At 67.1% G+C, this 25,536-nt stretch carries 29 protein-coding genes and 1 pseudogene; 17 read left to right on the top strand and 13 right to left on the bottom strand.

Annotated features, from left to right (window positions below):
- Positions 1-73: 73 nt before the first annotated feature.
- The 4 genes from ACFQZZ_RS01910 to ACFQZZ_RS01895 all read right to left on the bottom strand — a co-directional run bounded on the left by ACFQZZ_RS01910 (position 74) and on the right by ACFQZZ_RS01895 (position 3,939).
- Positions 74-619 (bottom strand): hypothetical protein, encoded by a 546-nt coding sequence (locus ACFQZZ_RS01910; RefSeq protein WP_378672882.1) that lies wholly within the window; start codon positions 617-619, stop codon positions 74-76.
- Positions 616-1,788, bottom strand: a complete 1,173-nt coding sequence (locus ACFQZZ_RS01905) for a hypothetical protein (RefSeq protein WP_378672880.1) — start codon at positions 1,786-1,788, stop codon at positions 616-618. Before ACFQZZ_RS01905 ends, ACFQZZ_RS01910 begins: the two co-directional genes overlap by 4 nt.
- Positions 1,789-1,858: 70 nt before the next feature.
- On the bottom strand, positions 1,859-2,305 hold the full coding sequence (locus ACFQZZ_RS01900; RefSeq protein ID WP_378672877.1) for a FixH family protein: 447 nt from the start codon (positions 2,303-2,305) through the stop codon (positions 1,859-1,861).
- On the bottom strand, positions 2,302-3,939 hold the full coding sequence (locus ACFQZZ_RS01895; protein ID WP_378672874.1) for a hypothetical protein: 1,638 nt from the start codon (positions 3,937-3,939) through the stop codon (positions 2,302-2,304). The genes ACFQZZ_RS01900 and ACFQZZ_RS01895 overlap by 4 nt, the downstream gene beginning before the upstream one ends.
- A 166-nt stretch (positions 3,940-4,105) precedes the next feature.
- Here ACFQZZ_RS01895 and ACFQZZ_RS01890 point away from each other — a divergent pair, with 166 nt between their 5' ends.
- The 3 genes and pseudogenes from ACFQZZ_RS01890 to ACFQZZ_RS01880 all read left to right on the top strand — a co-directional run.
- Positions 4,106-4,588 carry a group II truncated hemoglobin gene (locus tag ACFQZZ_RS01890; RefSeq protein ID WP_378672871.1) on the top strand — a complete coding sequence of 161 codons (483 nt, stop codon included), beginning with the start codon at positions 4,106-4,108 and terminating at the stop codon, positions 4,586-4,588.
- Between the two features lie 134 nt (positions 4,589-4,722).
- On the top strand, positions 4,723-5,859 hold the full coding sequence (locus ACFQZZ_RS01885; protein WP_378672868.1) for a metallophosphoesterase: 1,137 nt from the start codon (positions 4,723-4,725) through the stop codon (positions 5,857-5,859).
- Between the two features lie 245 nt (positions 5,860-6,104).
- Positions 6,105-6,875: pseudogene (locus tag ACFQZZ_RS01880) on the top strand (DUF4158 domain-containing protein); the annotation flags it as partial.
- A gap of 130 nt (positions 6,876-7,005) precedes the next feature.
- On the opposite strand, the gene ACFQZZ_RS01875 reads toward ACFQZZ_RS01880, so the two are convergent.
- Positions 7,006-7,293: a putative quinol monooxygenase gene (locus tag ACFQZZ_RS01875; protein ID WP_378672865.1), complete on the bottom strand. Its 288-nt coding sequence runs from the start codon at positions 7,291-7,293 to the stop codon at positions 7,006-7,008.
- A gap of 26 nt (positions 7,294-7,319) precedes the next feature.
- Complete coding sequence (locus ACFQZZ_RS01870) at positions 7,320-8,369, bottom strand: aldo/keto reductase (protein WP_378672863.1); 1,050 nt, start codon at positions 8,367-8,369, stop codon at positions 7,320-7,322.
- A gap of 140 nt (positions 8,370-8,509) precedes the next feature.
- On the opposite strand from ACFQZZ_RS01870, the gene ACFQZZ_RS01865 reads away from it, so the two are divergent.
- From ACFQZZ_RS01865 to ACFQZZ_RS01850, 4 genes are all read left to right on the top strand, one after another.
- A complete protein-coding gene (locus ACFQZZ_RS01865; protein WP_378672860.1) occupies positions 8,510-9,376 on the top strand; it encodes a helix-turn-helix transcriptional regulator in 867 nt (288 codons plus the stop codon).
- A gap of 186 nt (positions 9,377-9,562) precedes the next feature.
- Positions 9,563-9,970 carry a hypothetical protein gene (locus ACFQZZ_RS01860; protein WP_378672858.1) on the top strand — a complete coding sequence of 136 codons (408 nt, stop codon included), beginning with the start codon at positions 9,563-9,565 and terminating at the stop codon, positions 9,968-9,970.
- Between the two features lie 44 nt (positions 9,971-10,014).
- Positions 10,015-10,410 (top strand): hypothetical protein, encoded by a 396-nt coding sequence (locus tag ACFQZZ_RS01855; RefSeq protein WP_378672855.1) that lies wholly within the window; start codon positions 10,015-10,017, stop codon positions 10,408-10,410.
- Positions 10,411-10,557: 147 nt separating this feature from the next.
- Positions 10,558-10,707: a hypothetical protein gene (locus tag ACFQZZ_RS01850; protein ID WP_378672853.1), complete on the top strand. Its 150-nt coding sequence runs from the start codon at positions 10,558-10,560 to the stop codon at positions 10,705-10,707.
- A 199-nt stretch (positions 10,708-10,906) separates the two neighbouring features.
- Here ACFQZZ_RS01850 and ACFQZZ_RS01845 read toward each other — a convergent pair whose 3' ends face one another.
- The 4 genes from ACFQZZ_RS01845 to ACFQZZ_RS01830 form a co-directional block, all read right to left on the bottom strand.
- Positions 10,907-11,221 (bottom strand): hypothetical protein, encoded by a 315-nt coding sequence (locus ACFQZZ_RS01845; RefSeq protein WP_378672850.1) that lies wholly within the window; start codon positions 11,219-11,221, stop codon positions 10,907-10,909.
- Positions 11,222-11,484: 263 nt separating this feature from the next.
- On the bottom strand, positions 11,485-13,164 hold the full coding sequence (gene glpD, locus ACFQZZ_RS01840) for a glycerol-3-phosphate dehydrogenase (RefSeq protein ID WP_378672847.1): 1,680 nt from the start codon (positions 13,162-13,164) through the stop codon (positions 11,485-11,487).
- Positions 13,165-13,220: 56 nt separating this feature from the next.
- Positions 13,221-14,741 carry a glycerol kinase GlpK gene (gene glpK / locus ACFQZZ_RS01835; RefSeq protein ID WP_378672844.1) on the bottom strand — a complete coding sequence of 507 codons (1,521 nt, stop codon included), beginning with the start codon at positions 14,739-14,741 and terminating at the stop codon, positions 13,221-13,223.
- Between the two features lie 106 nt (positions 14,742-14,847).
- Positions 14,848-15,663, bottom strand: a complete 816-nt coding sequence (locus ACFQZZ_RS01830) for an MIP/aquaporin family protein (protein WP_378672841.1) — start codon at positions 15,661-15,663, stop codon at positions 14,848-14,850.
- A gap of 277 nt (positions 15,664-15,940) precedes the next feature.
- Between ACFQZZ_RS01830 and ACFQZZ_RS01825 the strand changes: the two genes are divergently transcribed.
- From ACFQZZ_RS01825 to ACFQZZ_RS01800, 6 genes are all read left to right on the top strand, one after another.
- On the top strand, positions 15,941-16,705 hold the full coding sequence (locus ACFQZZ_RS01825; RefSeq protein WP_378672838.1) for an IclR family transcriptional regulator: 765 nt from the start codon (positions 15,941-15,943) through the stop codon (positions 16,703-16,705).
- A gap of 37 nt (positions 16,706-16,742) precedes the next feature.
- Complete coding sequence (gene glpK / locus ACFQZZ_RS01820; RefSeq protein WP_378672835.1) at positions 16,743-18,275, top strand: glycerol kinase GlpK; 1,533 nt, start codon at positions 16,743-16,745, stop codon at positions 18,273-18,275.
- Between the two features lie 122 nt (positions 18,276-18,397).
- Positions 18,398-19,249: a hypothetical protein gene (locus tag ACFQZZ_RS01815; protein ID WP_378672832.1), complete on the top strand. Its 852-nt coding sequence runs from the start codon at positions 18,398-18,400 to the stop codon at positions 19,247-19,249.
- A 71-nt stretch (positions 19,250-19,320) separates the two neighbouring features.
- Entirely contained in the window at positions 19,321-20,007 is a 687-nt protein-coding gene (locus ACFQZZ_RS01810; protein WP_378672829.1) for a GntR family transcriptional regulator, read from the top strand.
- A gap of 173 nt (positions 20,008-20,180) precedes the next feature.
- Positions 20,181-20,504: a hypothetical protein gene (locus ACFQZZ_RS01805; RefSeq protein WP_378672826.1), complete on the top strand. Its 324-nt coding sequence runs from the start codon at positions 20,181-20,183 to the stop codon at positions 20,502-20,504.
- Complete coding sequence (locus ACFQZZ_RS01800) at positions 20,501-20,848, top strand: hypothetical protein (RefSeq protein ID WP_378672824.1); 348 nt, start codon at positions 20,501-20,503, stop codon at positions 20,846-20,848. Before ACFQZZ_RS01805 ends, ACFQZZ_RS01800 begins: the two co-directional genes overlap by 4 nt.
- A gap of 15 nt (positions 20,849-20,863) precedes the next feature.
- Here the strand turns inward: ACFQZZ_RS01800 and ACFQZZ_RS01795 are convergent, their stop codons facing one another.
- Positions 20,864-21,271: a hypothetical protein gene (locus ACFQZZ_RS01795; RefSeq protein ID WP_378672821.1), complete on the bottom strand. Its 408-nt coding sequence runs from the start codon at positions 21,269-21,271 to the stop codon at positions 20,864-20,866.
- A 542-nt stretch (positions 21,272-21,813) separates the two neighbouring features.
- On the opposite strand from ACFQZZ_RS01795, the gene ACFQZZ_RS01790 reads away from it, so the two are divergent.
- Together ACFQZZ_RS01790 and ACFQZZ_RS01785 are read left to right on the top strand one after the other, a co-directional pair.
- A complete protein-coding gene (locus ACFQZZ_RS01790; RefSeq protein WP_378672818.1) occupies positions 21,814-21,990 on the top strand; it encodes a hypothetical protein in 177 nt (58 codons plus the stop codon).
- A 505-nt stretch (positions 21,991-22,495) separates the two neighbouring features.
- Complete coding sequence (locus ACFQZZ_RS01785) at positions 22,496-22,813, top strand: hypothetical protein (RefSeq protein WP_378672816.1); 318 nt, start codon at positions 22,496-22,498, stop codon at positions 22,811-22,813.
- A 20-nt stretch (positions 22,814-22,833) separates the two neighbouring features.
- Here the strand turns inward: ACFQZZ_RS01785 and ACFQZZ_RS01780 are convergent, their stop codons facing one another.
- Positions 22,834-23,355 carry an ester cyclase gene (locus ACFQZZ_RS01780; RefSeq protein ID WP_378672813.1) on the bottom strand — a complete coding sequence of 174 codons (522 nt, stop codon included), beginning with the start codon at positions 23,353-23,355 and terminating at the stop codon, positions 22,834-22,836.
- A 135-nt stretch (positions 23,356-23,490) separates the two neighbouring features.
- Here ACFQZZ_RS01780 and ACFQZZ_RS01775 point away from each other — a divergent pair, with 135 nt between their 5' ends.
- Complete coding sequence (locus ACFQZZ_RS01775; RefSeq protein ID WP_378672811.1) at positions 23,491-24,003, top strand: DUF1992 domain-containing protein; 513 nt, start codon at positions 23,491-23,493, stop codon at positions 24,001-24,003.
- Between the two features lie 25 nt (positions 24,004-24,028).
- Here ACFQZZ_RS01775 and ACFQZZ_RS01770 read toward each other — a convergent pair whose 3' ends face one another.
- Complete coding sequence (locus tag ACFQZZ_RS01770; protein ID WP_378672808.1) at positions 24,029-24,289, bottom strand: hypothetical protein; 261 nt, start codon at positions 24,287-24,289, stop codon at positions 24,029-24,031.
- Between the two features lie 212 nt (positions 24,290-24,501).
- Between ACFQZZ_RS01770 and add the strand changes: the two genes are divergently transcribed.
- Positions 24,502-25,527 carry an adenosine deaminase gene (gene add / locus ACFQZZ_RS01765; protein ID WP_378672805.1) on the top strand — a complete coding sequence of 342 codons (1,026 nt, stop codon included), beginning with the start codon at positions 24,502-24,504 and terminating at the stop codon, positions 25,525-25,527.
- Positions 25,528-25,536: the final 9 nt, after the last annotated feature.

The following is a 25,536-nucleotide window of genomic DNA, read 5'->3' as shown; positions in this document are numbered from 1 at the left end:
GCCGAAATTCGGGTACCGCCAGCCTCCGCCGATGGTTGTGCCAGCACTACCACTGCCCGGCCGCATCGCCGGGTCAGACGGTCAAAGGCTGGTGGCCGGGTCGGGTGCGACGCCATGCCACCGTGAGGAATACGACCAGACCGAGTAGGGGCAGGGTGCCGATCGTCCAACTCAGCGGCAGTGGTGGTCCGGGCTGGTCGAGTACTTCCACGCCGTCGAGGGTCCCTTCGCCGTGTCCGAGCGGGCCGTCGATCGTGAAGGTGAAGCGGTAGATGCCGGGGTCGTCGAACGCTCTGACGTCCAAGCCCCATGAGTCGCGTTTGCGGGGATGGCGCACCAGCGGCGCGGCGCGCCTGCCGGGTTTGATCGCGGGGCCCGCCACTCGCAGCGTCCCGGATTTGTCGGCGATGCTCCCGTCGGGCATGAAGGTGAAGTCCAGCGACTTCATCGCGCGGATGGGCCAGGCGGAGAACCCGACCGTGATGCCGTACGGGCCGGCCTGCACGCGCTCGGTGTGGACGATGTCGACCGGCGCGTAGGCGGACGCCGGCGCGATCGCGACCAGCGACAATGTGACGGTCGCCAGCACGGTGACGGCGAGCTTGCGCAGAACTGTCATCGGAGTTCCTTCGGCGCCGCCGCGAGTGCGGGCAGCATGGTGGTGAACCGTCCGGCGAGGAACCCGGCGAGCAGCCCCAGCGGAACACCGAGCAGCGTGATCGTGAGGACGTCGCCGAACGCGATAGGCGACATGGCGTGCGTGAGGTTCATTTGCAGCGGGAACGTCACCCCGACGATCACGCCGGTCACGACACCCGCCACCAATACGATCTTCCTGGCGTCGTACCCGCGGGTGCGGGCCAGCCAGAACAAACCCTCGACGGCGACGGCGGCGACGATCAGGAACATCGGCATGATGGCGGGCAGTTCCGGTGGATCCGCCGTGAGTCCGTCACGCAGCGGGAGCCCGATCGCCGAAGCGTAGGTTTCCGCGGCCCACGGCGAGAACCACCATAGGATCGCCTGCATCGCTCCCAGTGCCGCCGCGATGGCGACGGCGGCACCGGCGCGGGCCAGCAACGCCGCGCCGAGGATGAGCAGCATCGGCCCGAACAGGACGATCCCGAGGATGGTCGGATCGGCGGGCAGTTCCAAGTTGTTCAACGCGTTGGTGGGAATCGGCGCGAACGTGATCAGGATGGGGATCGCCACGACAATGCCGATCCGGCCCCAGCGGTGGTCGCGATGGGCGGCGAAGGCGATGATACTGCCGATCATGGTGAGCGTGATCGACAGGAACAGCGCCACATGCGACGGCGTGTTCAGCACCGCGTCGAAACCGTAGATCGCATGCCATTGCAGGTCGAGCAGGCCGTAGATCAGAAACAATGCCGCACCGGCCCCGGCGACCATGTAGCCGAGCGGGGCGGTGAGAGTGCTGCCGAACACCCGAATGGGGGTGCCGCCCAGCCGGGGCACGGGCCGTCCGGCGCGTTGGGCGGCGGTGGCGATGAGCACCATGGCGAGGCTGGCGAACCCTGATATGGCGCTGCCGGAATACAGGAACAGGTGCGGCAGGGTGAAGAAGGTATCGGGGCCGACTTCGTTGTGCCACTGGATATCCCAACTCAGCCCCACCAGCGTGACAGCGGTGCCGAGTACGACGCCCCAGGCGCCGACGCGGGCCGCGGTGCCGTTGTCGGATAAGCGGGTCGGTGCGGTTTCGGCGGTGGTCACGGCCGGTCCGGCGCGACCTTCGGAAGCGTCGGGCGGTGCTGGGGTACTCATGGACGGTCGGTCCTTCCTCTGGTCGTGCTCCGACGGGTGTTCCTGATGCGTGCGGGGGGGTGGCTCGATGTCAGCCACCGACCCAGAGCGGCAGCGTGAGTTGGTCGACACCGTGGTGGGTATCGATGGTCAGTCGAAGGTCCCATGGGCCGGTCATCATCAACGGCACCGCAAAGGCGTGGAAGCGCCCGGGACCTGATGGTGCCGCCGCGACAGGTTGTCCGGCATGGCCCATGAGCAGCTGGTTCGCCTGAATCCGCACTGCGGCATGGTCTATCGGGGCGCCGGCGCGGTCGGTGACGGTGACGTCGATATCGGTGTTGCCGAGGCGAACGTTGTCGATGGTGAGGGTGACCAGGTGGTGGGGTGTACCGGTATTCAGCACCATCGGTTCGGGCGCGCTCGGCCACACCAGCCACCCGAGCGCGGCGATCACGACGGCGATCACGACGGCCCCGGCGACGAGCACCCGGCGCGACCGTGGGCCCGCATCCGTTGCCTGCGTGGTGGCGCTCATCGGTGCGCTCCCGGCGCCGGGGCCGCCGCGACATCGAGCACGACCGGAACAGTGAGCACGGTGTAGTGCCGTTCGACCTGAATCCACAGCCGATATCGGCCTGCGGCAGGGAAGGTGTAGGTGAAAGGAACATCGGGCCCATAGGCGGCGACGGTCTCGTCGGGGGCGCTGTCGCCGTTGACGGGCGGCATGAGCATGGTTCCGCGGCCCGCGGCGGCGGTCGTCCCGCTCATTCCCGGCATGTCCGGCATGTTCATCCCTGGCATGTCCGACATGCCCTGCATCGATGTCGAGCCCATCGAGTGGGCATGCCCCCAGATGGGCGAATTCTGTACGGCCGCAGCAATATCAGTGCTGTCGCCGTCGGGCACCGGACCAGCCATGATCATGTGCCCGACCATGCCGAGCCACGGTTGCAGGTCGGCGTTGTCGCCGGCCTGCGCGGTGATGGTGGTGGGCGCTCCGGCCACCGCAGCAGTTGTCCGCACGGTGATGAGATCGGCGTCGACGAGAGTCGACGCGGCGGTGTCGCCACTGCCCAGATACACCGGCACGCTCGGCGGCGCAGCGCCCGCCGCGTTCGGCACGACAGTGAAACTGGTTGCCGCGCGCACCATTTGGACCCCGCCGCCGCGCCGCGCCAATTCTGCTGATACGGCGTGACGCCCAGGTTCGGGTGAAGACATATGAACCTGATAGCGACCGGGCCCGGTCCGGATCGGGTGCAGATGCGACAGGCGACCGGACGGACCGACCACCAGCAGATGCATCAGCGCACTGTCGTGCACGAGGAGGTCATCGACGGGCGCGCCGGTGGCCGCATCGATCACGACCAGATCGAGATCGCCCGGCCGCCCGGCGGTGATGGGGCCACCCTCGATGGTGAGCAGGGCAGGGGGACGAGAGAAGTCCGAAATCAACGGCTGGTTCAGGGCGTACGGATTGTCGAGGTTGTCCACGGTCGGGTCGAGCTGGCTACCCGGTTGCGGGGGCAGCGGAAACGACGCCGACAACAGCGCGGCGGTCACCGCCACCGCCACCCCTGCCACCATCCCGGCGGCGGGAAGCAGCGCCCACCCGCTACGGCGGGCGCGGGTCGCGACGAGCACCGAGACGGGCAGCAGCACCCCCGCCACCAGGAACCCGCCGAAGACAAGCCGCTCCGGCGGCGAAGCGACTTGCTTGGGCACCACAAGCGGGATCCGCGCCACCCGAGCGCCGTCGCCGATGGCCAGTTCCCAAGGTCCGGCCCGGTCCATCGCCAGGGTGGCCGAGTACATGCCGGGTGTGCTGCCCAGTTCGACAACCGCCTCGGCCACCGGTATCCCCGCTGCGGGCGACACCGAGTGCGCTATCGCCCCCGTCGGTGTCGCAGCGAGTGTCAGTTGCCCGGCGGCAGTGCCGGTGTGGGTGACGACGTCCACGCGTAGCGGGCCGGGCACGCTGGTCACCCGGCGCAGCACGATGGTGAGTTCGCGATCTCCGAGGCTCTGTGCGACCGAGACGTCCACGCCGGAGGCGGGCGAGTCGGCGAACGCGGGTGCCATCCAGACCGACAGGAACAGGGCACACAGCCCCGCAACGCGCAGAGCGCGGCGGCGAACGGCACGAGCGGCAACGGTCACCACCGCCATGCTAGGGCCGCGACCCGGCGAGATCATCACCTCCAGTAGGGATTTCGCCTCCCTCGCCGGAGTGATGCCTCCCTAGGGGAAGTCCCGGATAATGCCACGGCCGTGCCCTCACACGCGACCTTCGCACGCATGGGGAGCACCCCGGTGTTTGTGTAGGGTTGGGCCGGTGACGGACCCTGCTGCCGGCGACCCCGCCGTGCCGACCCTGTTCGAATGGGCGGGCGGCATGCCAGCCTTCAGGGCGTTGACCACCGCGTTCTACCGCGAGGTCCTGAAGGACGATGTGGTCGGCCCGCTGTTCCGCGGCATGGACCCAGGACATCCCGAATACGTCGCGATGTGGCTGGCCGAGGTGTTCGGCGGGCCCGAGACCTACAGCGCCGAACGCGGCGGCTACCACCACATGGTGCGCCAGCACCTCGGCAAAGCGATCACCGAACCGCAGCGCCGTCGCTGGGTGAACCTGCTGATGGACGCCGCCGACGAGGTGGGTCTGCCCAACGACCCGGAATTCCGCGCCGCCTTCGCCTCCTACATCGAGTGGGGCACCCGCATCGCGCAGACCAACTCACAGCCCGAAGCCCACCCGCCGCTGGAAGCTCCGATGCCGCATTGGGGCTGGGGCGTCGCCCCGCCCTACCAGCCCTAGCTACCACCCCGTGCAGGCAGCGGTGAGCGCAGTCACCGCTGACGTTGAGCTAACGCTGTTATCGTCGATAGAGCCCATGGCGCCGGGCGGGAGTGGACCGTGCGCTACACCTGCGCCAACAAGGATGAATCCGGTTGAAGTACGTTCCGCGTATTGTTCTGTTCCTGGCGATTCCCGCCGTGCTGTTCCTGCTGCCCTGGTGGACTGTGGTCGAGGCGCCGACCGGGAGCGAAGGCCCACTGTTCTGGCTCGGGTCGGTGGTTTTCCTGCTGGGGTTCCTCTGCCTGCCCGCGGCGATGTTCCTCGGGCACGGGCCCAGACAGTCGGACGCGGCATCCATCGTGGGCGACACGTTGCTCGGTGTGATGTGGGTGGTGTTCAGCTGGTCGGTGATCGGCAACGTGGTCCGGTTGGGGTTGGTTGTCGCCGGTGTGGATGATCCGGCGCGGTCGCGGATCGTCGCGGTGGGTGTGCTCGCGGTGGCGGCCGCGTTGACGGTGTGGGGGATCATCGAGGCACGGCGGGTACCGAGGGTCAGGACGCTCGATGTGTCGATCCCCGGGCTCGGACGCGGGCTCGACGGGCTGCGCATGGTGGTCATCACCGATACCCATTTCGCAGCGCTCGACCGGTTGCGCTGGTCGGAGCGGGTCGTCGAGGTCGTCAATGCGCAACGGCCCGATATCGCTTGCCACGCAGGTGATCTCGCGGACGGATCGGTCGTGAAGCGGCGCGCCCAAGTGGATCCGCTCGGCAAGGTCGAGGCCGAACTCGGCAAGTTCTACATCACCGGCAACCACGAGTATTTCGGCGACGCGCCCGGCTGGATCGAGCACATGGCCTCGATCGGCTGGCAGCCGCTGCACAACCAGCACGAGATCGTCGGCCGGGGCGGTGACCGGCTGGTGATGGCGGGCATCGATGATCCCACCGGCGTCGGGTTGGAAGGCCACGGCCCGAATCTTTCCGCCGCACTCGCCGGCGTGGAACCGGATGTGCCGATCGTGTTGCTCGCCCATCAACCCCGGCAGGTCGTCGATGCCGCTGCCGCGGGTGTCGCACTACAGATCTCCGGGCACACCCATGGCGGCCAGATCTGGCCGTTCCACTACCTCGTTCGCCTCGAGCAGCCCGTCGTCGCGGGCCTGAGCCGCCACGGCGCCGACACCCAGCTCTACACCAGCCGGGGCACCGGGTTCTGGGGACCGCAGCTACGAGTCTTCGCACCCAGCGAGATCACCGTTCTGGTGTTGCGTTCGCCCCAGATCTAGCTCGATCGGCGAGGTCGAGTGCCACGCCGTCGGGCCGTCTGCTGTGTGTGACCGGCGAGTACGGGACCCACGGGTATGGCCACGGCCTCGCCAACATGGGGTTCCGGTAGTAACCGCAGAAAAACCAACGGATATGGCGTAGCCGCGGCGAGCCGAGGCTGAATCGCGGGTTCGGCCTGCGGTGATGGCCGGTTGCTGGTTGGCTTGGCTCCCAACGTTATTGGTTGGTGCCGGAGGTCAGATTCGTGGCAACGCGGGTGTTCGCGAATGAGGAGTTGGCGCGGCTGCGGGAGTTCCCGGAGATCAGCCGCGAGGAGCTGTTCCGGTTCTTCACGCTGTCCCCGGCCGATGCCGCGTTCATCGATCCCGGGCGCGGCCGCGGCCCGGCCGATCGGCTGGGCATCGCGATCGCGCTGTGCACGCAGCCGTGGCTGGGGTTCGTGCCCGATCGCGTGGTGACCGCCCCGCCGGTCGCGGTGGCGCGGCTGGCCGAGCAGCTGAAGATCGACGGCACCCACATCCGTTCCTACGGCGGGCGCGCCCAGACTCGCACCGACCATCTGCGCCTGGTCGCCCAGTACCTGGGCTGGCGCCCGGCGGGGACGATGGAGTTCAAGGAACTCGACGAGTTCCTGCTCGCGCGGGCGATGGAACACGATTCTCCGATCCTGCTGTTCCGGCTGGGATGTGAGTATCTGATCTCGGCGCGGGTGATCCGGCCCGGCCCGGTGACCATGGTCGAACGCATCGCCCACGCTCGCGAGCAGGCCCAGCGCGAGACCTACGACCGCCTGGCCCACGAGTTCACCCCGGCCCGCTGCGCGGAGCTGGACGCGTTGCTGGTCACCGATGCATCGCTGGGGATCTCGCGGTTGCGGTGGCTCTCGACCGGGCCGGTGGAAGCGTCGGCGGCCGCGGTGCGCGCCGAGGTCGACAAGCTGGCGTTCCTGCGCGGCCTGGGCGCGGACAGCCTGGATATGTCGGTGGTGCCCGCCGAGCGGCGCCGGTTCCTGGCCGCCGGAGCCGCCGGGGGCATCACCCCTGCGGCTCCGGCGAGAACGGCAGCCTCTACGGCTGCTTCGTCGAAGACCGCCAGCCCTCGCCCTGCTATCTCGCCACACCGGGCCGGTGTGGCGAGATAGCAGTTCAGGCGGCGACCAGTTTGCGGATGATCATCGGCTCGGCAAGGACGAAGTCGAGGACCTGCTTGACGTGCTGGAAGTGTGCGGTGGTGAAGTGCTCGGCCAGGGCCTGCGCATCGGTCCACTCCTCGACGATCACCATCCGGCCCAGTTGGTTCGGGTCGGTGTAGGGGCGGTAGGACAGGCAGCCGGGTTCTTCCAGCGAAGGCTCGATCATCGCCTCCAACGCGGTGCGAAGCCGGTCCTCCTGTCCAGATGCGGCCAGGCACTCGGCAACAACAGTCAGTGACATCGTCGTCTCCTGTGTGGTGCGGGTTGTCAGGACCGGGCGGGACCGGTGCCCGCTCCGGAAGCAGTGATCGCGGTGGCGATTTCGGCCAGGTCGTCCGGTGTCAGTACCACCGAGTCCGCGCCGATCCAGCCGTCCACCTGGGCGGTCTTGCGCGCGCCGACGATGGCGCCGGTGATGCCGGGCCAGGCCAGCACCCAGGCGATGGCCACCTCGGCGACGGTGGCGTCGTGCCGTGCTGCGATAGGCCGCAACGCCTCTGCCAACCGGAGGTTGGCGGTCAGGCCGGTGGTGAAGTCGTGGTGGGCGGTCCGCCAATCCTCGGCAGGCAGGCCGGCCACGCGCTCGGCGGAAAACGCACCGGTGAGCAGGCCCGATTGCAGTGGTGAGTAGACGATCACGCCGGTTCCGTGTGCGTGGGCCCAGGCGATCTCCGCCGCGGCCGACCGGTTGATCGCCGAGAACGGCGGCTGGATGACGTCGACGTGAGCGATTTGCTCGGCGGCCTCGAGGAGATCAGGGGTGTGGTTGGACAATCCGATGGCACGGACCTTGCCCTCGGCCTTCAAGTCCGCCATGACCTGCCAGTACTCCTGCAACGGGGTGGCGTTGGGCGACACCGCACCGAACCCGCCACCGGCGTACTCCAAGGATTCGCCGGTATCGGGATAGTGCACCTGGTACAGGTCGATGTGGTCGACCCGCAGCCGCCGCAAGGAGTCCTCGATTTCGCGGCGCACGCTGGCCGGTTTCATGATCCGCCGTGGCGCGGCCGACCGGTTCGCCGGGTCCCAGACCAGGCCGACCTTGGTGAAAATGTATGGGCGGTCGGCTTCGGGCAGGTCGGCGATGGCCTTGCCGACCAATTCTTCGGAATGGCCCAGCCCGTACACCGCGGCGGTGTCGATCCAGTTGACGCCTGCGTCGAGTGCGTGGCGGATCGCGGTGATCGACTCGGTATCGTCGGTTGCCCCCCAGCTGAATGTCCACCCCGCGCCGGACACGGCCCACGAACCGAAGCCGAGTCGGGTGATGTCCATGCCGGTGGTGCCGAGCGGTGTAGTGGTCAGGTTCGTCATCGCGCAGTACTCATTTCTTCGATGGTGGTGTTTGCGGTGTCTCCCACCCTGGTCGCCGTGCCGCGAGGTACCCAGTGCCAGCTCGAGCCTGGGCACCGCGTGACCTGCCTCGCCTCCGAAGGGGCTGGCATAGTGGCCGTATGGCACTGGACAGGCGGGCAGAGCTCGGCGAATTCCTGCGGTCTCGGCGGGCCCGCTTGCGTCCCGAGGAACTCGGCCTGCCGAGCTACGGCGGTCGGCGCCGCGTTCCCGGGTTACGCCGCGAGGAACTCGCCCAGCTCGCCGGCGTCAGCGTCGATCACTACGTTCGGCTGGAACAGGGCCGCACCCTGCACTTCTCCGAAGCCGTGCTGGACGCGGTCGCCCGCGCGCTGCGCCTCGACGATGTCGAACGGCAACACTTCTACCGGCTCGCGCGGCCCTGGCCCGATAGCGACCGTTCGGAGGCGCCGCAGCAGGTCAGGGCGGGTTTGCAGCGGCTGCTGGATTCGGTCGGCGACGTGCCCGCCTACATCGTCGGCCGCAACACCGATGTCCTGGCCTGGAATCGCCTCGCCGCCGCACTGATCACCGACTTCGGCGCTCTACCACCCGCGCAGCGGAACCTGGCCCGCCTGGTCTTCCTCGACGAAGGCATGCGCAGCCTCTACGCCGACTGGCCGCAGAAGGCCCGTGATGTGGCCGCGTACCTCCGCCTCGACGCCGGACGCCACCCGGACGACCCGGCCACGACAGCGTTGCTCGACGAACTCTCGGCGCACAGCGCTGCATTCCGGACGGCTTGGGCTGAGCACCGCCTCCAGGACAAAACCCACGGGCGGTATATCTACCGGCATCCGGTAGTTGGCGAAGTGGACCTCGGCTTCGAAACCCTGCGCCTTCCCGACGATCCGGACCAAGCACTCATCGCGCACACGGTCGAACAAGGATCACCCTCGCACACCGCGCTGCGGCTACTCGCGAGCTGGGCCGAGGAGACACGGCCGGTCGGCCACCGAGGTCACTGATGAACGTCGACGACTCACCACCGTGGGCGCGTTCGGGGCGAAGCACAGGCCCATGCGACCAGCTGTGAGTTACCCGGGATAATGGGCTGCTATCCGGGGGAGTATCGGAACCGGCCTGCGGCGATCCCGCCGCAGCGGTGCGCGAAGCGGCCCCGTTATCCGGGGCAAGCACAGAAGGCGGTGGCGATGGCGGGCACGGTGACCCGGATCCTGGCGGTACCGCCCCGCACGGTGCGGGCGGCCGCGCAAGCGTTCCTGGACACCATCGGCTCACCGAACACCCGCCGCGCCTACACCATCGCGATCGTGAAGACCGCCGACCGGCTCGACGGCCGCGGCCCGGACGGACTGCTCGCCGACAGCCGGCCACTGGCGGCCGTCACCGACACCGAGATCGGCGCCGCGCTGGAAGCCCTGTGGGGCGAGGCGGCGGTGAATACCTGGAACGCACGCCGGGCAGCGGTCGGCAAATGGCTGACCTGGTGCCGCGAACAAGGCTGGGACGCACCAGCCGTCCCAGCGTCGGCCGGCCGGTCCACCCCGCCGGACTCCGACACCCCGGTCCGGGGGCCCGCACCGCGATCGACCGGCTGATCTCCCGCCGCGACATCCACGTGCGGGAGAAGACGCTGTGGCGGATGCTGTACGAAACCTGCGCCCGCGCAGAGGAACTGCTGCAGGTCAACATCGAAGACCTCGACCTGGCCGCCCGCTCGTGCGCCGTGAAGTCGAAGGGCGCCAAGCCGCGCACCCGCCGCCGTGGTGCCGGCCACGCTGAGCACGTTCTGGAGACGGTGTACTGGGATGCCGGCACCGCCCGGCTGCTGCCCCGGCTGATCAAGGATCGCACCTGCGGCCCGCTGTTCGTCACCCACCGGCGGCCCGGGCCCGGCAAGTACCTCGCCGACCGCGACGTGTGCCCCGACACCGGGCTGGCCAGGTTGTCCTACGACCAGGCCCGCGACCTGCTCGACGCCGCCACCGCCCGCGACCTCACAAGTCTCATCGGTCCCGGAGCAGATCGCCGCCGGTGACCTGACCAGCGGCTATGCCATATCCGCCCGAAATTCGGCGGTTGCTACCGGAACCCCAACATCATCGGGCTGGCGGACGGCGGGGGGCTTCGAGCTCGGGGCCAGGAACTGCTTCTCGTACACAACAAGCAGCACCTGATCCTGCGTATGCCCACGCCTGACGACCTCGGTGATCTGGGGGCCGCTGCGGAAGCTGCCCTGAGTAGGTATGCCAAGGAGCGCACCGCCCTGAAGAAGCAGTGGACACCGGTCAACTGGCGCTGGGTACACCCGGATGCGGAAGTGCACCGGCTCTGACGGCCACGGGGGTCAGCGCGGCCGCTATGGACCCGCGTCTGCTTGGCCGCCTCGGCCCGAGCCTTCATGACGTAGGTCCCGCACGCGCCAGCGCAGCCCTGCCCGGACCGGGTCGGGTCGGTGGGGTGCGCCCGGTGACAGTGCGCGTTGGTCGGGAGTCCGCCCTACAAGGGACTCCCGTTCAGACGGGAAAGCGCTGTCAGGGGTGCGCGGGATGACCGGGCGGCGGGGGCAGCGGCTTTCCGTCGGGCCCCATCGGAGGCGGGCAGGGCTTGCCGTCGGCACCGACCGGGGGTGGCAGCGGCTTTCCGTCGGACCCCAACGGTGGCGGCAGTGGCTTGCCGTCCGAGCCCAACGGGGGTGTCGGGCACCCGTTGTCGTGATGCGCGGACACCGGCGTGACGGGAGCGGTGTCGGTACGTTTCTCCGACTCCGCGGAACACCCGGCGGTGACGGTGACGGCGGCAGCGACCGCACACAGGGCGACCACGAGACGAGAGTGTGCACGGTACATAGCGGTGACCGTACCAGACACATCTGCCGCAGTCGCGCCGACGTGGATGGTCGAGTCGGATTGGCGCGCAAGGCCTTACGGCTCGCGGCCTGCGTGATTCGGGATGAGGGCGTCATACGGAAATCGGCAGCTGCCAATGTGCCGAGGGGCAGTGCTGCGATGGGTTTCGCGGGCTCGGGTGTTGCGGCGGCAGCGAATACAGCAGGCCTCCGATCAGGGGATCGGAGGCCTGCTGTATTCGAGTGGAGATCGCGCGCGATCGGTCAGGCGCAGGCGACCAGGCGGGCCGCGTTCGCGCTCTCGTCATCGGCGGCTTGGTTGGCCGCGAGTTCGGCCTGGACGCGGTCGCGGTAGCGGGCCACCTCGCGGTCGGTGTCGGAGGCATCCCAGCCGAGGTGGGGTCCGATCAGCCAGGCGATCTCGGGTGCCGCGGCCAGGCCGCGGTCGGGGGATTCGATGGAGATGCGGGTGCGGCGGGTGAGAACGTCGTCGAGATGCAGCGCACCCTCGTGGGTTACGGCGTAGACGACCTCGGCGGCGAGGTATTCGTCGGCGCCCGGGATCGACTTGCCGAGTGTGGAATCCGCGGTGATCAGGTCGAACAGGTCGGCGACGGCGGAGCCGTAGCGGCCGAGCAGTCGTTCGACGGTCGCCACGGACAGTCCGGCCCGCTGGGCGACGCTGGCCACGTCGGCGGCCAGTTCCTGGTAGCCGACCGCCCCCAGCAGCGGCAGGTGCTCGGTCACCGACGGTGCCGCGGCGCGACCGAGGCCCTTGACCGCGGCGTCGACGACATCGGCGGCCATCACCCGGTAGGTGGTGTACTTACCGCCCGCGATCACGAGCAGGCCCGGAACCGGTTCGGCGACAGCGTGTTCCCGCGACAACGTGGCGGTGTCGCTGGAGGCGCCCGACAGCAGCGGACGCAGACCGGCGTAGGTGCCGACGATGTCGTCGCGGGTCAGCGGCTCGCGCAGCACCGCATTGACATGGTCGAGCAGATACTGGACATCGGCGTTGCTGGCAGCGGGATGGTCCTTGTCCAACGACCAGTCGGTGTCGGTGGTGCCGATGATCCAGTGGTTGTCCCACGGGATCACGAACAGCACGCTCTTCTCGGTGCGCATGATCAGGCCGGTGTCCAGATCGAGGCGTTCGCGTGGAACCAGGATGTGCACGCCCTTGGAAGTGCGGACGCGGAACGGGAATTCGACGCCCGTCATCTGGTTCATCTCGTCGGTCCACACGCCGGTCGCGCTGATCACGCGGCGGGCACGCACGGTGTATTCGCGGCCGGATTCGAGATCGGTGACATGCGCGCCGATGACACGGGCGCCGTCGCGCAGCAGGCCGGTCACCTTCGTGCGGGTCAGTACGGTGGCGCCGTGCTGGGCGGCGGTGCGAGCGATCGTCATGGTGTGCCGCGCATCATCGACCTGTGCGTCGAAGTAGCGGATGGCGCCGGTCAGCGCGTCGGCGCGCAGCGCGGGCGCCAATTCCAGTGCCCGCGTGCGGGACAGATGCCGGTGCATCGGCAGCGCCCGTGCGCCACCCATCGTGTCGTACAGTGCGACGCCCGCACCGATATAGGCGCGCTCCCACACTCGATGCTGCAGTGGGAGCAGGAACGACACCGGGCGGACCAGGTGCGGCGCCAGCTTGCGCAGCAGCAGGCTACGTTCCTTCAATGCCTCGCGCACCAGCGCGAAGTCGAGCTGCTCGAGGTAACGCAGCCCACCGTGGATGAGTTTGCTCGAACGGCTCGACGTGCCCGCCGCGAAGTCCCGTGCCTCGACCAGGGTTACCGAAAGGCCGCGTGCGGCGGCGTCGAGAGCGGCGCCGGCGCCGACGACGCCACCACCGATGACCAGGACATCGATTTCATTGTCGCCCAATGACTTCAGCGCGGCAGCGCGATAGGCGGGGTCCAAACGAGCGGACACAGCGTTCTCCTTGTATCAGTGGTATTCAGTAGTCGACAACGGGTTGTCGAGGCGTTTCAGTCCTCGACGTCGATCCAGTCGAGGGTGCGCGAGACGGCCTTTTTCCAGCGGGCGTAGCCGCGCTCGCGCTGCTCGTGGGTCCAGGTGGGGTTCCAGCGCTTGTCCTCGTGCCAGTTCTGCACGAGTTCGTCTGTGCCGCTCCAGAATCCGACGGCCAGGCCCGCGGCGTAGGCGGCGCCGAGCGCGGTCGTCTCCGCGACCACGGGCTTCGACACCGCAACGCCGAGGAAATCGGCCTGCAACTGCATGCAGAGTTCGTTGGCGGTGACGCCGCCGTCGACGCGTAACACGTCCAGGCGCACCCCGGAGTCGGCCTCCATGGCCTCGACGACGTCGCGGGTCTGATAGCAGATGGATTCGAGGGTTGCCCGCGCCAGATGGGCGTTGGTGCTGTAGCGGGACAGCCCGACGATCGCGCCGCGCGCGTCGGATCGCCAGTAGGGTGCGAACAGTCCGGAGAACGCGGGCACGAAGTACACTCCGCCGTTGTCCTCTGCCTGCCGTGCCAGCGATTCGCTTTGTGCCGCACCGGAAATGATGCCGAGCTGGTCGCGCAGCCACTGCACGGCCGAGCCGGTCACCGCGATCGAACCCTCCAGCGCGTACACCGGCTTCTCGTCGCCGAACTGGTAGGCGACGGTGGTGAGCAGCCCGTGCTGGGAGCGCACGATTTCGTGACCGGTGTTGAGCAGCAGGAAATTTCCGGTGCCGTAGGTGTTCTTGGCCTCGCCGGGGCGGAAACACACCTGGCCGACGGTGGCTGCCTGCTGGTCGCCGAGCACGCCCGCCAGCGCCACCGCGCCGCCGAACGGACCGTCGGTGCGCGTGGTGCCGAACAACTCGGGGTTGGACGAGGGCGCGATGGCGGGCAGCATCACACGTGGAATTCCGAAGAGAGACAACAGCTCGTCGTCCCAGTCCAGGGTTTCCAGGCTCATCAGCATGGTGCGGCTGGCGTTGGTCGGATCGGTGACGTGCACGCCGCCGTCGATGCCGCCGGTGAGGTTCCACAGCAGCCAGGTGTCGGTGGTGCCGAAGATGGCCTCGCCCCGTTCGGCGTCGGCCGCGACGCCGGGGACGTTGTCCAGGATCCAGCGCAGCTTCCCGCCGGAGAAGTACGTGGCGGGCGGCAGACCGGCCTTGCGGCGGATGACTTCGCCGTGGCCCGCGCGTTCCAGCTCGGCGGCGATGCGGTCGGTGCGGGTGTCCTGCCAGACGATGGCGTTGCAGTACGGGCGACCGGTCCTGCGATTCCACACCACGGTGGTTTCGCGCTGGTTGGTGACGCCCACGGCGGCGAAGTCCGCGGCAGTGAGATCGGCCTTGGTGAGGGTGCTCTGAATGACGGCCCTGGTGCGTTCCCAGATCTCGGTCGGATTGTGTTCCACCCAGCCTGGCTGCGGCAGGATCTGCTCGTGTTCGAGCTGGTGGCGGGCGACCTCGTTGCCGCTGTGGTCGAACACCATGAAGCGGGTGCTCGTGGTGCCCTGATCGATGGCGCCGACGTACTCGCTCATGACTGCGCCTCGCTGGCGTTCGGCGTCGTCATACCCATGGGCGCTGAGTCGATCATTCGCTCGCTCATGGCTGTCCTTTCGGGAAAACTGCTGGGGGAGGGGCGTTTCAGAACAGGAATTGGGCGGCGAGGCCGGCGAGTGCGCCACCTGCCAGTGGTCCGAGCACCGGCACCCACGCGTAGGCCCAGTCGGAGTTCTTGCGGCGGGGCTCGGTGGAGTGTTCGGACTCGAAATGTTCGTCGGTCCCGGACGACGGGCGGTAGCCCGCGCCGACACCGGCCGGGACCCGAGCGGGTTGCGCGGGTGCGGTTGTGCTGAGGGGGAGGAGTGCGTGGGCGATGCGGGGGCCGAGGTCACGGGCCGGGTTGATGGCGTAACCGGTCGGGCCGCCGAGTGAGGCGCCGATGCCGACGACCAGCAGTGCCGCGGCGACCGGGCCCAATCCGGTCGGGGTGTGGCCGAAGGCGAGGATGGTGAGGACGAGAACGAAGGTGCCGATCACTTCGGTGGCGAGGTTCCACCGGTAGGCGCGGATCGCGGGTCCGGTGGCGAAAACTCCGAGCTTCTTCGCTTCGTCGGTCTCGGCGTCGAAGTGCCGTTTGTATGCCAGATAGGCGAGATTGGCTCCGACGAACGCGCCGAATAGTTGCGCGCTGAGGTAGGCGAGGGTGTTCGGGATCGAGGCTTCGATGCCGGGCGCGTACTCGGCGGCGCCGCTGAACAGGATGCCGATCGTGACCGCGGGGTTGAGGTGGCCGCCCGTTTTGTAGGCGACGTACACCCCGGCCATGACGCCGAGTCCCCATCCCATATTGATCAGTAGCCAGCCGCTGTCGAATCCTTTGGATTTCGTCAGCAACACATTCGCGACCACACCGACTCCGAGCAACACCAGCATTCCTGTGCCGAGTGCTTCACTCATAAAGATCGAGCCGAAGTTCATCATTGAGCCTCCGTTCGCCGTGCTGGTCGCAGCCGCGACCGTCGATTCGACGTTACGGAGGGATTTCGTAAGCGGACATACCTCGCGTTCGACAATGCTGAACGATCGAGGTGTCGGTGACGCGCCGGTGCGGCTACTGTTCGGCCGTCGAGGAGGTCGCTATGGCGCAGGTCACATCGGGTGGCGGCAGTGTTGCTTCGCGATTACTGCGCGTTCGACATTGTCGAATCCCGGGGTTCGGATTAAGTTTCCGGTTATGCCCGGCCCGATCCAATCGATCGAGCGAGCGGCGGCCGTGCTGCGGCTGCTCGCTCGCGGTTCGGGCCGCCTCGGCGTCGGCGACATCGCGGGCGCGCTCGGTCTTGCCAAACCCACCGTGCACGGCATCCTGCGCACTCTGCAGGGTGTCGGGTTCGTCGAACAGGACGCGGCCAGCGGTCGATATCGACTCGGCGCGGCGTTCCTTCATCTCGGCACCAGCTATCTCGACGCCAACGAACTGCGGTCACGGGCGATCAACTGGGCCGACGGGCTTGCCGCGCGTACCGGGGAGTCGGTGCGGATCGGCACCCCGGCCGAGGGGAAGGTGGTGGTGGTCCATCACGTCTTCCGCCCCGACTACACCGAACAGGCGCTCGAGGTCGGAGAACTGCTGCCGCCGCACGCGACCGCGCTCGGCAAGGTGCTGCTGGCCTACGACACGGACCTGGCAGCGGCGGTACGCAGCCACGACTTGCCGTCGCTCACCCGCAGGACCATTGTCGACCGCGTCGCGCTCACCCGGGCATTGGCCGGGGTTCGCCAGGCCGGATGGGCCGGTGACACCGAGGAATTCAGGCCCGGCGAAGCGGGTATCGCGGCGCCGATCCGCGCCCACGGCGGACTCGTGGTCGGCGCCATCGGCATCAGCGGTCCTGTCGACCGGCTCTGCGACACGCAATTGCGGCATCGGCCCGCGCTGGTCGGCCAGGTGCTCGACGCCGCGCATGCCGTGTCACGTGATCTCGGTGCAGGACACTGACTTCGCTCCGCCCGATCCCGACAGGAAATAACCGCGGATGACACAACGCTTTGTTCTCGCGATCGACCAGGGCACCACCTCCACTCGGTGCATCCTGTTCGATCAGCGGGCCCGCCTGGTCGGTGTCGCGCAGCGGGAACATCAGCAGCACTATCCGCGGCCGGGCTGGGTCGAGCAGGACGCGATGGAGATCTGGCGCAATGTCGACCGCATCGTGCCGCAGGCGCTGCGCGATTCCGGCATCACCGTCGATCAGGTCGTGGCCCTCGGTATCGCCAACCAGCGCGAGACCACGGTCGTGTGGGATCGCCGCACCGGCACGCCGCTGCGCCGTGCCATCGTCTGGCAAGACGTGCGCACCGAAGAGCTCGTGCGTGAACTCGAGGCCGCACCCGGCGCGCACCGCATCCGCGAACTAAGCGGCCTACCCTTGGCCACCTACTTCGCCGCCCCACGCCTGCGCTGGCTGCTCGACACCATTCCCGGCCTGCGCGAACGCGCCGAACGCGGCGAAGTCCTCTTCGGCACCATGGAAACCTGGCTGATCTGGAACCTCACCGGCGGCGTCGACGGCGGCAGCCACGTCACCGACGTCACCAACGCCAGCCGTACCCTGTTGATGAACCTCGCCACCCTCACCTGGGACGAGGAGTTGCTCGGCTTCTTCGGTATCCCCGCGGCCATGCTGCCGCGGATCCAACCCTCGACCGGCGACTACGGCACCACCCGCCGGGTGGTCCCCGGCATCCGCATCGCCGCCGCCCTCGGCGACCAACACGCGGCCCTCTTCGGTCAAACCTGCTTCGCCCGTGGGGAAACCAAGTGCACCTACGGCACCGGCGGCTTCCTCATGATGAACACCGGCACCGAACTGGTGCAATCCACCCACGGCCTGCTCACCACCATCGGCTATCAAATCGGCCCCGAACCTGTCTACGCCCTGGAGGGCCCGATCGCCGTCACCGGCTCCCTGGTGCAATGGGTCCGTGACAACATCGGCCTGGTGGCCAGCGCCCCCGAAATCGAAACCCTCGCTCGCACAGTGGAAGACAACGGCGGCTGCTACATAGTCCCCGCCTTCTCCGGCCTCTACGCCCCGCACTGGCGCAGCGACGCCCGAGGCCTCATCGCCGGCCTCACCTCCTACATCACCAAAGGCCACATCGCGCGTGCCGTCCTGGAAGCCACCGCATGGCAGACCCGCGAGGTTGTCGACGCCATGGACGCCGACTCCGGCCTGCACGCCCGAACCCTGCGCGTGGATGGTGGCATGACCTCCGACAACTTGCTCATGCAGATCGTCGCCGACGTCCTCGACATCCCTGTCATGCGTCCCTTCGTCCCCGAAACCGTCTCTCTCGGAGCGGCTTACGCCGCCGGCCTGGCCGTAGGCTACTGGCCCGACCTGGAAGGCCTGCGCAACAACTGGCGCTTGGCGGGGCAGTGGATGCCGCAGATGGATCCGGATCTCCGCGCGGATGAGTACGAAAACTGGAAGCGCGCAGTCGCCCTTACCTTCGGCTGGTCACGTTCGAAGCGCGCACGCGATGGCGCGACGCCTGCTCGATGAGTCAGGGGTGGCCACGCCCGGGAAAGCATGGAAAGTAGGATCTGCCACGCGAATAGTGTTGCAGGACAGCCGATTTGACGTTGCTCCAGAGGTGCATGCCCTGTGGGGGCCAGAATCAAGGGGTGACCGAATTCCTACTATCGCCCGAGCGGCGAGACGAGCTCGCCACCCTTCTCAGCGACGACACGCGGTTTCGTGCCGAGTATCCGGCGGTGGCGGACTACCTCGATACGGCGCCTCGGTTGCCGGGCAGCGGTGATGATGATGCTGATCGGGCGTTCGACATTCGGCTCCTGCATTACATGACCGGTGGGCCCAGCGATAACCCGTACTGGGACATCGTCTCTCCTGCTGTCGCGGACGGGGCGGGGGAGGCAACGGCCCGCAGGGTGGTCAACGGGGGCCGGGACAACGGGAGCGCGCGGCTGGGATACGCGCAGACCGTTCTCCAAGCCGCCTACGCCTACGCCATCCCCTCGCCGGAGACCCTGGGTTGGATCGTCGAGGCCTGCGACGGTCGGCGCGTACTCGAGGTCGGTGCGGGGCGCGGATACTGGGCCGATCAGATTGCCCGGTTCGGGGGCGAGGTCCTGGCATTCGATTCCGAGCCACCGGGCAGCCAGGAGAATGTGTCGTTCCCTGTCGCCGCCGGTCAACCCGCCACCTGGTGCGAGGTCGGTGACCTCGACGAGCTGTCGGCGCTGCGCGCCGCGGGCAACGAGGGCGAGGGTGCGCTGTTCTTGTGCTGGCCGCCGGGTTGGGGCAATCCCATGGCGTCGGAGACGCTTGCGTCCTACCAGCGGGCGGGTGGTGATCGCGTCATCTATATCGGCGAACCGCGCGGTGGGAAAACGGGGGACGACGCATTCTTCGAGGCACTCGATGCCGATTGGCGGCTGCTCGATCAGGATGCGAACTTCGTAGCATGGTGGAACCTCCACGACGCGGCGCAATGCTGGCGCCGACACTCGTGATTTCGGCGATTTCGCATTGTGTATACACAGCTGCGTATACACTCGGTTCACGCTGTTGAAAGGACTTCGCGATGCCGGAACCCGCGTACGTATCCATCGCAGGCGAGGTCGCGAAGCAGATTCGGACCGGCAAGCTTTCGCCTGGTACACAGTTGCATAGTTATTCGGATCTGGCTGAGCAGTACGACGTCTCGGGTGTTGTCATCCGTCAGGCCGTCGCGCTGCTGCTCAGCCAGGGACTTGTTCGTACCGTTCCGCGTAAGGGCACTTTCGTCTCGGAGCGACCCGATCTGGTGCGGGTATCTCCCGAACGGCAGTTCGAAAGCGCAGAGGGTTCCTTCGGCAACGAGTCGGATCGCCCGGTCCGCGTAGACCGCGACGTTCGCCGGGTTCCAGCCGGTGACCTCGCAGCGGCGCTCGGCATCGCTCCCGACGACGAGGTAACGCATGTGATCACCCGAGTCACCGAGGACGGGCGACCGATCTCGATCTCCGATACCTTCCAGCCGGTCGACCACGTCCAGAAGGCTCCCGCCTACCTGGAGGAGACGATCGCCGACCGCCATCCGGTGCCCGAACACGCGACCTGGCTGGGTACCGCCGCAGGCGAGCTCGTCAAGACCGTGCACCAGAGATTCATCAGCGCCGCCGATGAAGTGGTGATGATCTCCGACGTCAGCTACCCGCGAGATCGCTACAGCGCCTTTGTGTTTCGGATGAGACTCGATCACGATGCGGAGGTGGACGGCTTCACGTAGCAGACCGATCAGGAGTTGGCCCACCATCGCTCCGGGCCGCGAGAAGAGTAGCCCCCGGTGGTTCCAGCCACCGGGGGCCGAAGCACCAAAGCGGTTCCAGCCGCCTCAGCCTTCCATACACCTCAGAAGATTGGGCCCCCTGAAGCATGTCCAGCGTAGCTGGCCGGAAACCGATGAAACGCGCGATCGGATTCCTCCGGCGCGACATCTCCGGCGACGACCGGGAGGTCGACGAAAAAGCGATCAATGATCTCGCGGCGGCCGAGGGCTACCGGGTCGACACCATTCTGACCGTCGGCCCGGACGTCCCGCACCCGTTCAGCCGGATCCTGGTGGCGGTCAGCAGAACCGACGCCGACGCGGTGATCACGCCCAGCCACGACCACGTCGCGGACTTCGCCCGCGCGCTACTCGTGGTGGCCGACCTGATCACCATCACCCCGCAACGGGCCTTGCGCCGAGGCGTCCGGCACAGCACGGAAACCGATCAGCCATGACGGGCTGGCAGTGGATCCTGCTCGTGCTGGTGGCCGTCGCGGTCACCGCCGGTGGCGCCCTGGTCGCGACGTCCGTCCTGAGCGAACGCCGAGACGAGCCGATTCCCTACGAGTCTCGCGATCGACTCGACCGCGAGACGTTCTGTTCGCTCGGGTGGCCCGCCGTCGACGTCCCGCCGTGGGACGCGGCCGAGGCGTTCAGCATCGACGAGGCACACACGCTGATGCGTGCACACCGAGACTGCCGACTCGAGTCATGCCCATGGAAGCGAGTCGCGTTCCAAAACCTGGTCGCCGCCGGCCGGATCAAACCCGACCTCCGATCCGAGAGGTACGCGCGATGACGAGGTGAGCAGCGGCTACCAGTCGCGCACGGAGTCCGTGCCCTCGATGAGGCTTTCCCTGGCCCAATCGAGGTCGAGATTCAGCGTGGCTTCCGCTTCGTCGAGGATGTGGTCGAGTGCGTCGAAGAGTTCCTCCCGGTCGACGGTGTCGATAAAGGGGTCTTCCTCGTCGAGGCTGTTGAATGCTTCGCCGTACTCGCGGCCGATCTCGGTCAAGCGGTCGGCGGTGGGGTCGTCGGACAGTGCGGCCAGCACCGCCTGGCGCGTCGACTCGTACTGCGCGAGCGCCTTTTGGTATTGGGTGCTGCTGATGTGGTTTTCGCTCTCCCAGCCACGTAGTGGGTTTCCGCGACTCTCCGCAGCCGAATCAGGCTGGTCGACACTCGACGCAGTCGGGGGAGTTGGCTCGTGCTCGCCGATCATGTCGAGGATCGTAGCTTTCGGCAAGTACCGCAACGACACTCGGGTAACTGGGTTGCCGCGGCGTCGTCGAAATCCTTTCCGGGTGTCGTGACATTGCCTGCGCGACCAACGGAGAACGGTCCCACCGAACATCGCACCGCTTATGGCGCGTTCACCGATGCCTCGGCTGATGCCGGGCGGAAGTTTATGGAGGCGTCGCGTTCGAAGGCTTGGTAACGGGCGGTGTCGGACACGGGGGTGAGGGTTACCGACGAGGGCGGGGCCGTGACCTCCCCGAGCATGTGTAGTCGATCGCGCGATGGCGCTGAACCTGTAGTTGACGTGCGTATCTGCGGGCAGTCGCGTGGCGATGGTGGCGGTCGGTACCGGGGTGCTGGTAGGGCGATCGCGCACCGCAGAAGCGACAAATCGGGCGCAATTGCATTCGGCACAAGATATTCGCAAATGTTTCATCCTTGTGGCCGCCGTTGGATCGGGTGGATGATCAGATGTGGAGCCATCGCTCGCTCGGTCTAATCGTTGCTCAGCGAAGGAAGTCGAAAATGTCTACCAAAATTGCCTCGGCGCTCGCCGCAATTGCCATCACCCTGTCCGTCGGCGCCCTCACCGCACCCACAGCGTCTGCCGCTCCAATAGAACCTACGCCGACCCTCGGAGGTTCGGTGGCGCTGTGCTTCAATATCCCGCTGGGTTTCTTCAGTTTCAGTATCTGTATCTGACGTTGCCGAACTGGTAACCAGTCACGATCGGAAAACAGCTCGTCACCCGCCCTCCTCTGGGTGAACATCGGCCGCGCTCAACGTAATGCTGGGTCGGCGCCGCTGGTTGCGCGCCGTCTCGAATTGCCGCGGCCGAATTCCACTGGGCGCGAGAGAACGAGTTTCCGAACGTCGGCACTGGCCAGATTCCGCATCATCAACGAATTCAGCTTCGCCATAACACGATCCACACCCAACGTCGGATCTGATAGCACCACCTCGGGCAAGTGGGCTTGACATACAAATACTCCAGCCACACTTAGTTATGTTGTGCGGTAAACCCTTTCGTCCTGGGGCGTTCCCCGATCGGCGCATGGGCACGCTCGATCCGGTCGGCGCGGGTGGTCATCCGGTCGTCGCAGCGGGTGGCCATCTGCGGCCCATCGTGGACGTATCGCGGAATTATCAATCAGCCCCCACATCCTGGAATCCGCCGGAAATCCGGTGAGTGGATTGGAGTGCTGGGATGAACAACCGGAGTCGGTTCGCGGTGGTCGGTGCGACCGGACGCGCAGGCAGAGAACTTGTCGATGCGTTGCGCGGCGAGGGGCACGAGGTCGTCGAGATCTCGCGGTGCGATGGGGCGCCGACCGAATTTGATGTGGTCATCGATATGTCCAGTGCGGCTGCCGAACTGTCGGCGTCACGACTGGGGCTGCGGACCGAGGAATCCCCGGCGTCCGCTGGTTCCGAACGCGAGCTGAGGCCGCCCTTGGCCGGGGGCACCTTTGCCGACTGGCTGGCAGCCAACGCCACGCGCCGGTCCGAATGCTTGGCGGGATGATCTCGGTCTGGTACGGGCGGTCAGGTTGCCGGGTCCCGGCGGCGCCGCGCGCGGAGCGCTTTGGCCACCGGCGCAACAGAATTGACGAGCAGCAACAGCAGTCGGTCGGCGCGCGAACCCTGGGCGGGCATGATCGCCAGTTGCCTGGCGATCTCGAGACCGTTCGCGATCGCGGTGTTGGCCGCGATCCGGCCGTCGCGGACGACGAACACGTCGGTGCCGAGGATGTTCAGTGCGCACCCGTTGGGCGCCACCCCGATCAAAGGTTCGGTGCCATCGAAGGTGCCCCACATCCGCCAGTGCACCGCTGCCCGGTCCTCCTGCTCGGTCACCGAGATGATCTCGGCCCGAAAGTCGGGCACACCCCGGTGGATCGCACGGAAGTAGTCCACCACCTCCTCAGGTGCGCGCAGTACGGCGATCCCGACGAAGTCATCGATGGCACCGGGCTGCCAGCACGCCGCCACTGTGTCCCAGTCCTGCGCCGCAATCGCCTCGATGTACCGCCGCGCGACAGCGCCGGGGTTCGTTGGCGTGGTCATCGTGGGCTCCTTTTCGTGTCCGAGTCAGGTCGCTACCGGGTCAACCGTAACTACCTGCCCGGATTGGGTGGCACCGTGTGCCACTGCGGACCGTACGTAGTATCGAGGCATGCAGGTTCCGTCGAAATTGTGGCGATGACCGAGCGCAAGCCGTTGGGCGTCTCCTTCGAGTCGTGGATCGACAAGCAGATTCGCGAGGCGACCGAGCGCGGGGAGTTCGAGAACCTGCGTGGGGCGGGGCAGCCGATTCCAGGGTCCAATGGTGGCGATGACGAGAACTGGTGGCTGAAGAGCTACCTGCGGCGCGAAGGGGCCAGCGCTGATGGGATGTTGCCACCGTCGTTGCTGCTGCGCCGCGATGTGGAACGGCTTCCGGAGACGGTGGCGGAGTTGGATGCCGAACGCCAGGTTCGCGATGCGGTGGCGGAGCTGAACCGGCGGATCGTGGCGTGGTTGCGGCAGCCGACCGGGCCGTATGTTCCGGTCTCTCCGGTCGATGCCGACGACATTGTCGCGCAGTGGCGCGGTGAGCGCGCTCCAGCGCATCCGAGCAAGGCAGCAGACATGGAAGTACCTCAGTCGCAAGGTAAATCGGAAGTCGTCGACGACAAGCCGAGTTGGTGGCGTCGCGTCATACGGCGCACATAGCGCCCGCTGCGGGTTGTTCGGCGGCTCAGATCGGGGTCTGCTCTTTGGGGGCCGGCTTCGGGATATGGCGCAACCGGGGCTCGATGGTGACGGGTAGCTTTTCTTCGACCTCCAGACGCAACAGATGCGCGCGCAGATGTCGATCGCCGCGTCGGCTCGGGTCCGAGATTTGACGGCGGGACACCTCGCGTAGCGCGGCCTGCTCGTCTCGTGCCATGAGAACTCCGAACGCGATCCCGGCCAGCAGTGCGACCCCCATCGCTACCAATAGCGCTACCACCATCATCGGTTCACCTTCTTGTCCGCGCCGAACCACCCGAGCATGCCGGATCGACGCAGTCGGTCGACCAGACGTCGGCGATGAACCGACGGAGTATCAGGTTGCGCAAAGGCTCTGGGGTGACACTCGTTTCATCAACATCAACCCTCTCGGTGTTACGTGGGTTCACATTCGTGTTTGTCCTCGGCCGACGTGGCACCCAACGGGATGATGGTTCCATGTCATCGGATCTCGCCGCGTTCGTGCGGGGCCTGCCCAAGGCCGAATTGCACCTGCATCTGGAAGGCACGCTGGAGCCGGAGCTGAAGTTCCGGCTGGCGCAGCGCAATGGCATCGAGCTGGCCGAGAAGACCGTTGCCGAGGTGAAACAGACCTACAAGTTCCACGACCTGACCTCGTTTCTCCAGGTCTACTACCCGGCCATGCGGGTGTTGCAACAGTCGCAGGACTTCCACGACCTGGCCTTCGACTACCTGACCAGGGCGCACGCCGACGGGATCCGGCACGTCGAGATGTTCTTCGATCCGCAGGCGCACACCGGCCGCGGTGTCGCGTTCGGCACCGTGATCACCGGATATCGCTCGGCGATCGTGCAGGCGCGCCGGGAGTTCGGGATATCCGCCGAGCTCATCCTGTGTTTCCTGCGTGACTACTCCGCCGAGTACGCGATGGCGACACTGCTCGAAGCGCTGCCCTACAAAGACTGGATCATCGGAGTCGGGCTCGACTCGGACGAGCGCGGTAACCCCCCGAGCAAATTCGCCACCGTCTTCGCCCGCGCCCGCCGCGAAGGCTTCCTGCTCACCATGCATTGCGATATCGACCAGGCCGACTCCATCGAGCACATCCGGCAAGCGCTGGAGGACATCGGCGTCGACCGCATCGACCACGGCACGAATATCGTCGAAGACGACCGACTCGTCGAATTGGCCAAGTCCAGGGGCATCGGACTGACCTGTTGCCCGGTCTCGAATTCGTTTGTCACCGACCAGATGAAGTCGACCGAAATCCTCACCCTCCTCGACCGCGGCCTGGCCGTCACCATCAACAGCGACGACCCGTCCTACTTCGACGCCTACGCCACGGATAACTACCTCGCACTCGCCGGCCACGCCGGTCTCGACATCGACCGATTGGTCGCCCTGGCGAAGAACTCCTTCCAGGCGTCTTGGATTACTCCCGCCCGGTCGAACGGATTCCTGCACGAGATCGACGACTACGTAGCGAAGAACCGCGGAGTCTGACCGATAGCG

This window comes from Nocardia sp. GCM10030253 (genome assembly GCF_042675075.1).
GTDB lineage: Bacteria > Actinomycetota > Actinomycetes > Mycobacteriales > Mycobacteriaceae > Nocardia.
The sequence above is the reverse complement of the archived record's forward strand: the minus strand, read 5'-3'. Positions and strand labels throughout refer to the sequence as shown.

Coding starts and splice junctions, on each gene's coding strand:
- ACFQZZ_RS01910 (WP_378672882.1), bottom strand. CDS start 619: ATGACAGTTCTGCGCAAGCTCGCCGTCACCGTGCTGGCGACCGTCACA.
- ACFQZZ_RS01775 (WP_378672811.1), top strand. CDS start 23,491: ATGACCGAGCGCAAGCCGTTGGGCGTCTCCTTCGAGTCGTGGATCGAC.
- ACFQZZ_RS01870 (WP_378672863.1), bottom strand. CDS start 8,369: ATGACGAACCTGACCACTACACCGCTCGGCACCACCGGCATGGACATC.
- ACFQZZ_RS01845 (WP_378672850.1), bottom strand. CDS start 11,221: ATGTACCGTGCACACTCTCGTCTCGTGGTCGCCCTGTGTGCGGTCGCT.
- ACFQZZ_RS01780 (WP_378672813.1), bottom strand. CDS start 23,355: ATGACCACGCCAACGAACCCCGGCGCTGTCGCGCGGCGGTACATCGAG.
- ACFQZZ_RS01850 (WP_378672853.1), top strand. CDS start 10,558: ATGCCCACGCCTGACGACCTCGGTGATCTGGGGGCCGCTGCGGAAGCT.
- ACFQZZ_RS01855 (WP_378672855.1), top strand. CDS start 10,015: ATGCTGTACGAAACCTGCGCCCGCGCAGAGGAACTGCTGCAGGTCAAC.
- ACFQZZ_RS01830 (WP_378672841.1), bottom strand. CDS start 15,663: ATGAGTGAAGCACTCGGCACAGGAATGCTGGTGTTGCTCGGAGTCGGT.
- ACFQZZ_RS01860 (WP_378672858.1), top strand. CDS start 9,563: ATGGCGGGCACGGTGACCCGGATCCTGGCGGTACCGCCCCGCACGGTG.
- ACFQZZ_RS01790 (WP_378672818.1), top strand. CDS start 21,814: ATGTCTACCAAAATTGCCTCGGCGCTCGCCGCAATTGCCATCACCCTG.
- ACFQZZ_RS01895 (WP_378672874.1), bottom strand. CDS start 3,939: ATGGCGGTGGTGACCGTTGCCGCTCGTGCCGTTCGCCGCCGCGCTCTG.
- ACFQZZ_RS01805 (WP_378672826.1), top strand. CDS start 20,181: ATGAAACGCGCGATCGGATTCCTCCGGCGCGACATCTCCGGCGACGAC.
- ACFQZZ_RS01900 (WP_378672877.1), bottom strand. CDS start 2,305: ATGAGCGCCACCACGCAGGCAACGGATGCGGGCCCACGGTCGCGCCGG.
- ACFQZZ_RS01770 (WP_378672808.1), bottom strand. CDS start 24,289: ATGATGGTGGTAGCGCTATTGGTAGCGATGGGGGTCGCACTGCTGGCC.
- ACFQZZ_RS01810 (WP_378672829.1), top strand. CDS start 19,321: ATGCCGGAACCCGCGTACGTATCCATCGCAGGCGAGGTCGCGAAGCAG.
- ACFQZZ_RS01905 (WP_378672880.1), bottom strand. CDS start 1,788: ATGAGTACCCCAGCACCGCCCGACGCTTCCGAAGGTCGCGCCGGACCG.
- ACFQZZ_RS01795 (WP_378672821.1), bottom strand. CDS start 21,271: ATGATCGGCGAGCACGAGCCAACTCCCCCGACTGCGTCGAGTGTCGAC.
- glpK (WP_378672844.1), bottom strand. CDS start 14,741: ATGAGCGAGTACGTCGGCGCCATCGATCAGGGCACCACGAGCACCCGC.
- glpK (WP_378672835.1), top strand. CDS start 16,743: ATGACACAACGCTTTGTTCTCGCGATCGACCAGGGCACCACCTCCACT.
- ACFQZZ_RS01785 (WP_378672816.1), top strand. CDS start 22,496: ATGAACAACCGGAGTCGGTTCGCGGTGGTCGGTGCGACCGGACGCGCA.
- add (WP_378672805.1), top strand. CDS start 24,502: ATGTCATCGGATCTCGCCGCGTTCGTGCGGGGCCTGCCCAAGGCCGAA.
- ACFQZZ_RS01875 (WP_378672865.1), bottom strand. CDS start 7,293: ATGTCACTGACTGTTGTTGCCGAGTGCCTGGCCGCATCTGGACAGGAG.
- ACFQZZ_RS01825 (WP_378672838.1), top strand. CDS start 15,941: ATGCCCGGCCCGATCCAATCGATCGAGCGAGCGGCGGCCGTGCTGCGG.
- ACFQZZ_RS01865 (WP_378672860.1), top strand. CDS start 8,510: ATGGCACTGGACAGGCGGGCAGAGCTCGGCGAATTCCTGCGGTCTCGG.
- ACFQZZ_RS01800 (WP_378672824.1), top strand. CDS start 20,501: ATGACGGGCTGGCAGTGGATCCTGCTCGTGCTGGTGGCCGTCGCGGTC.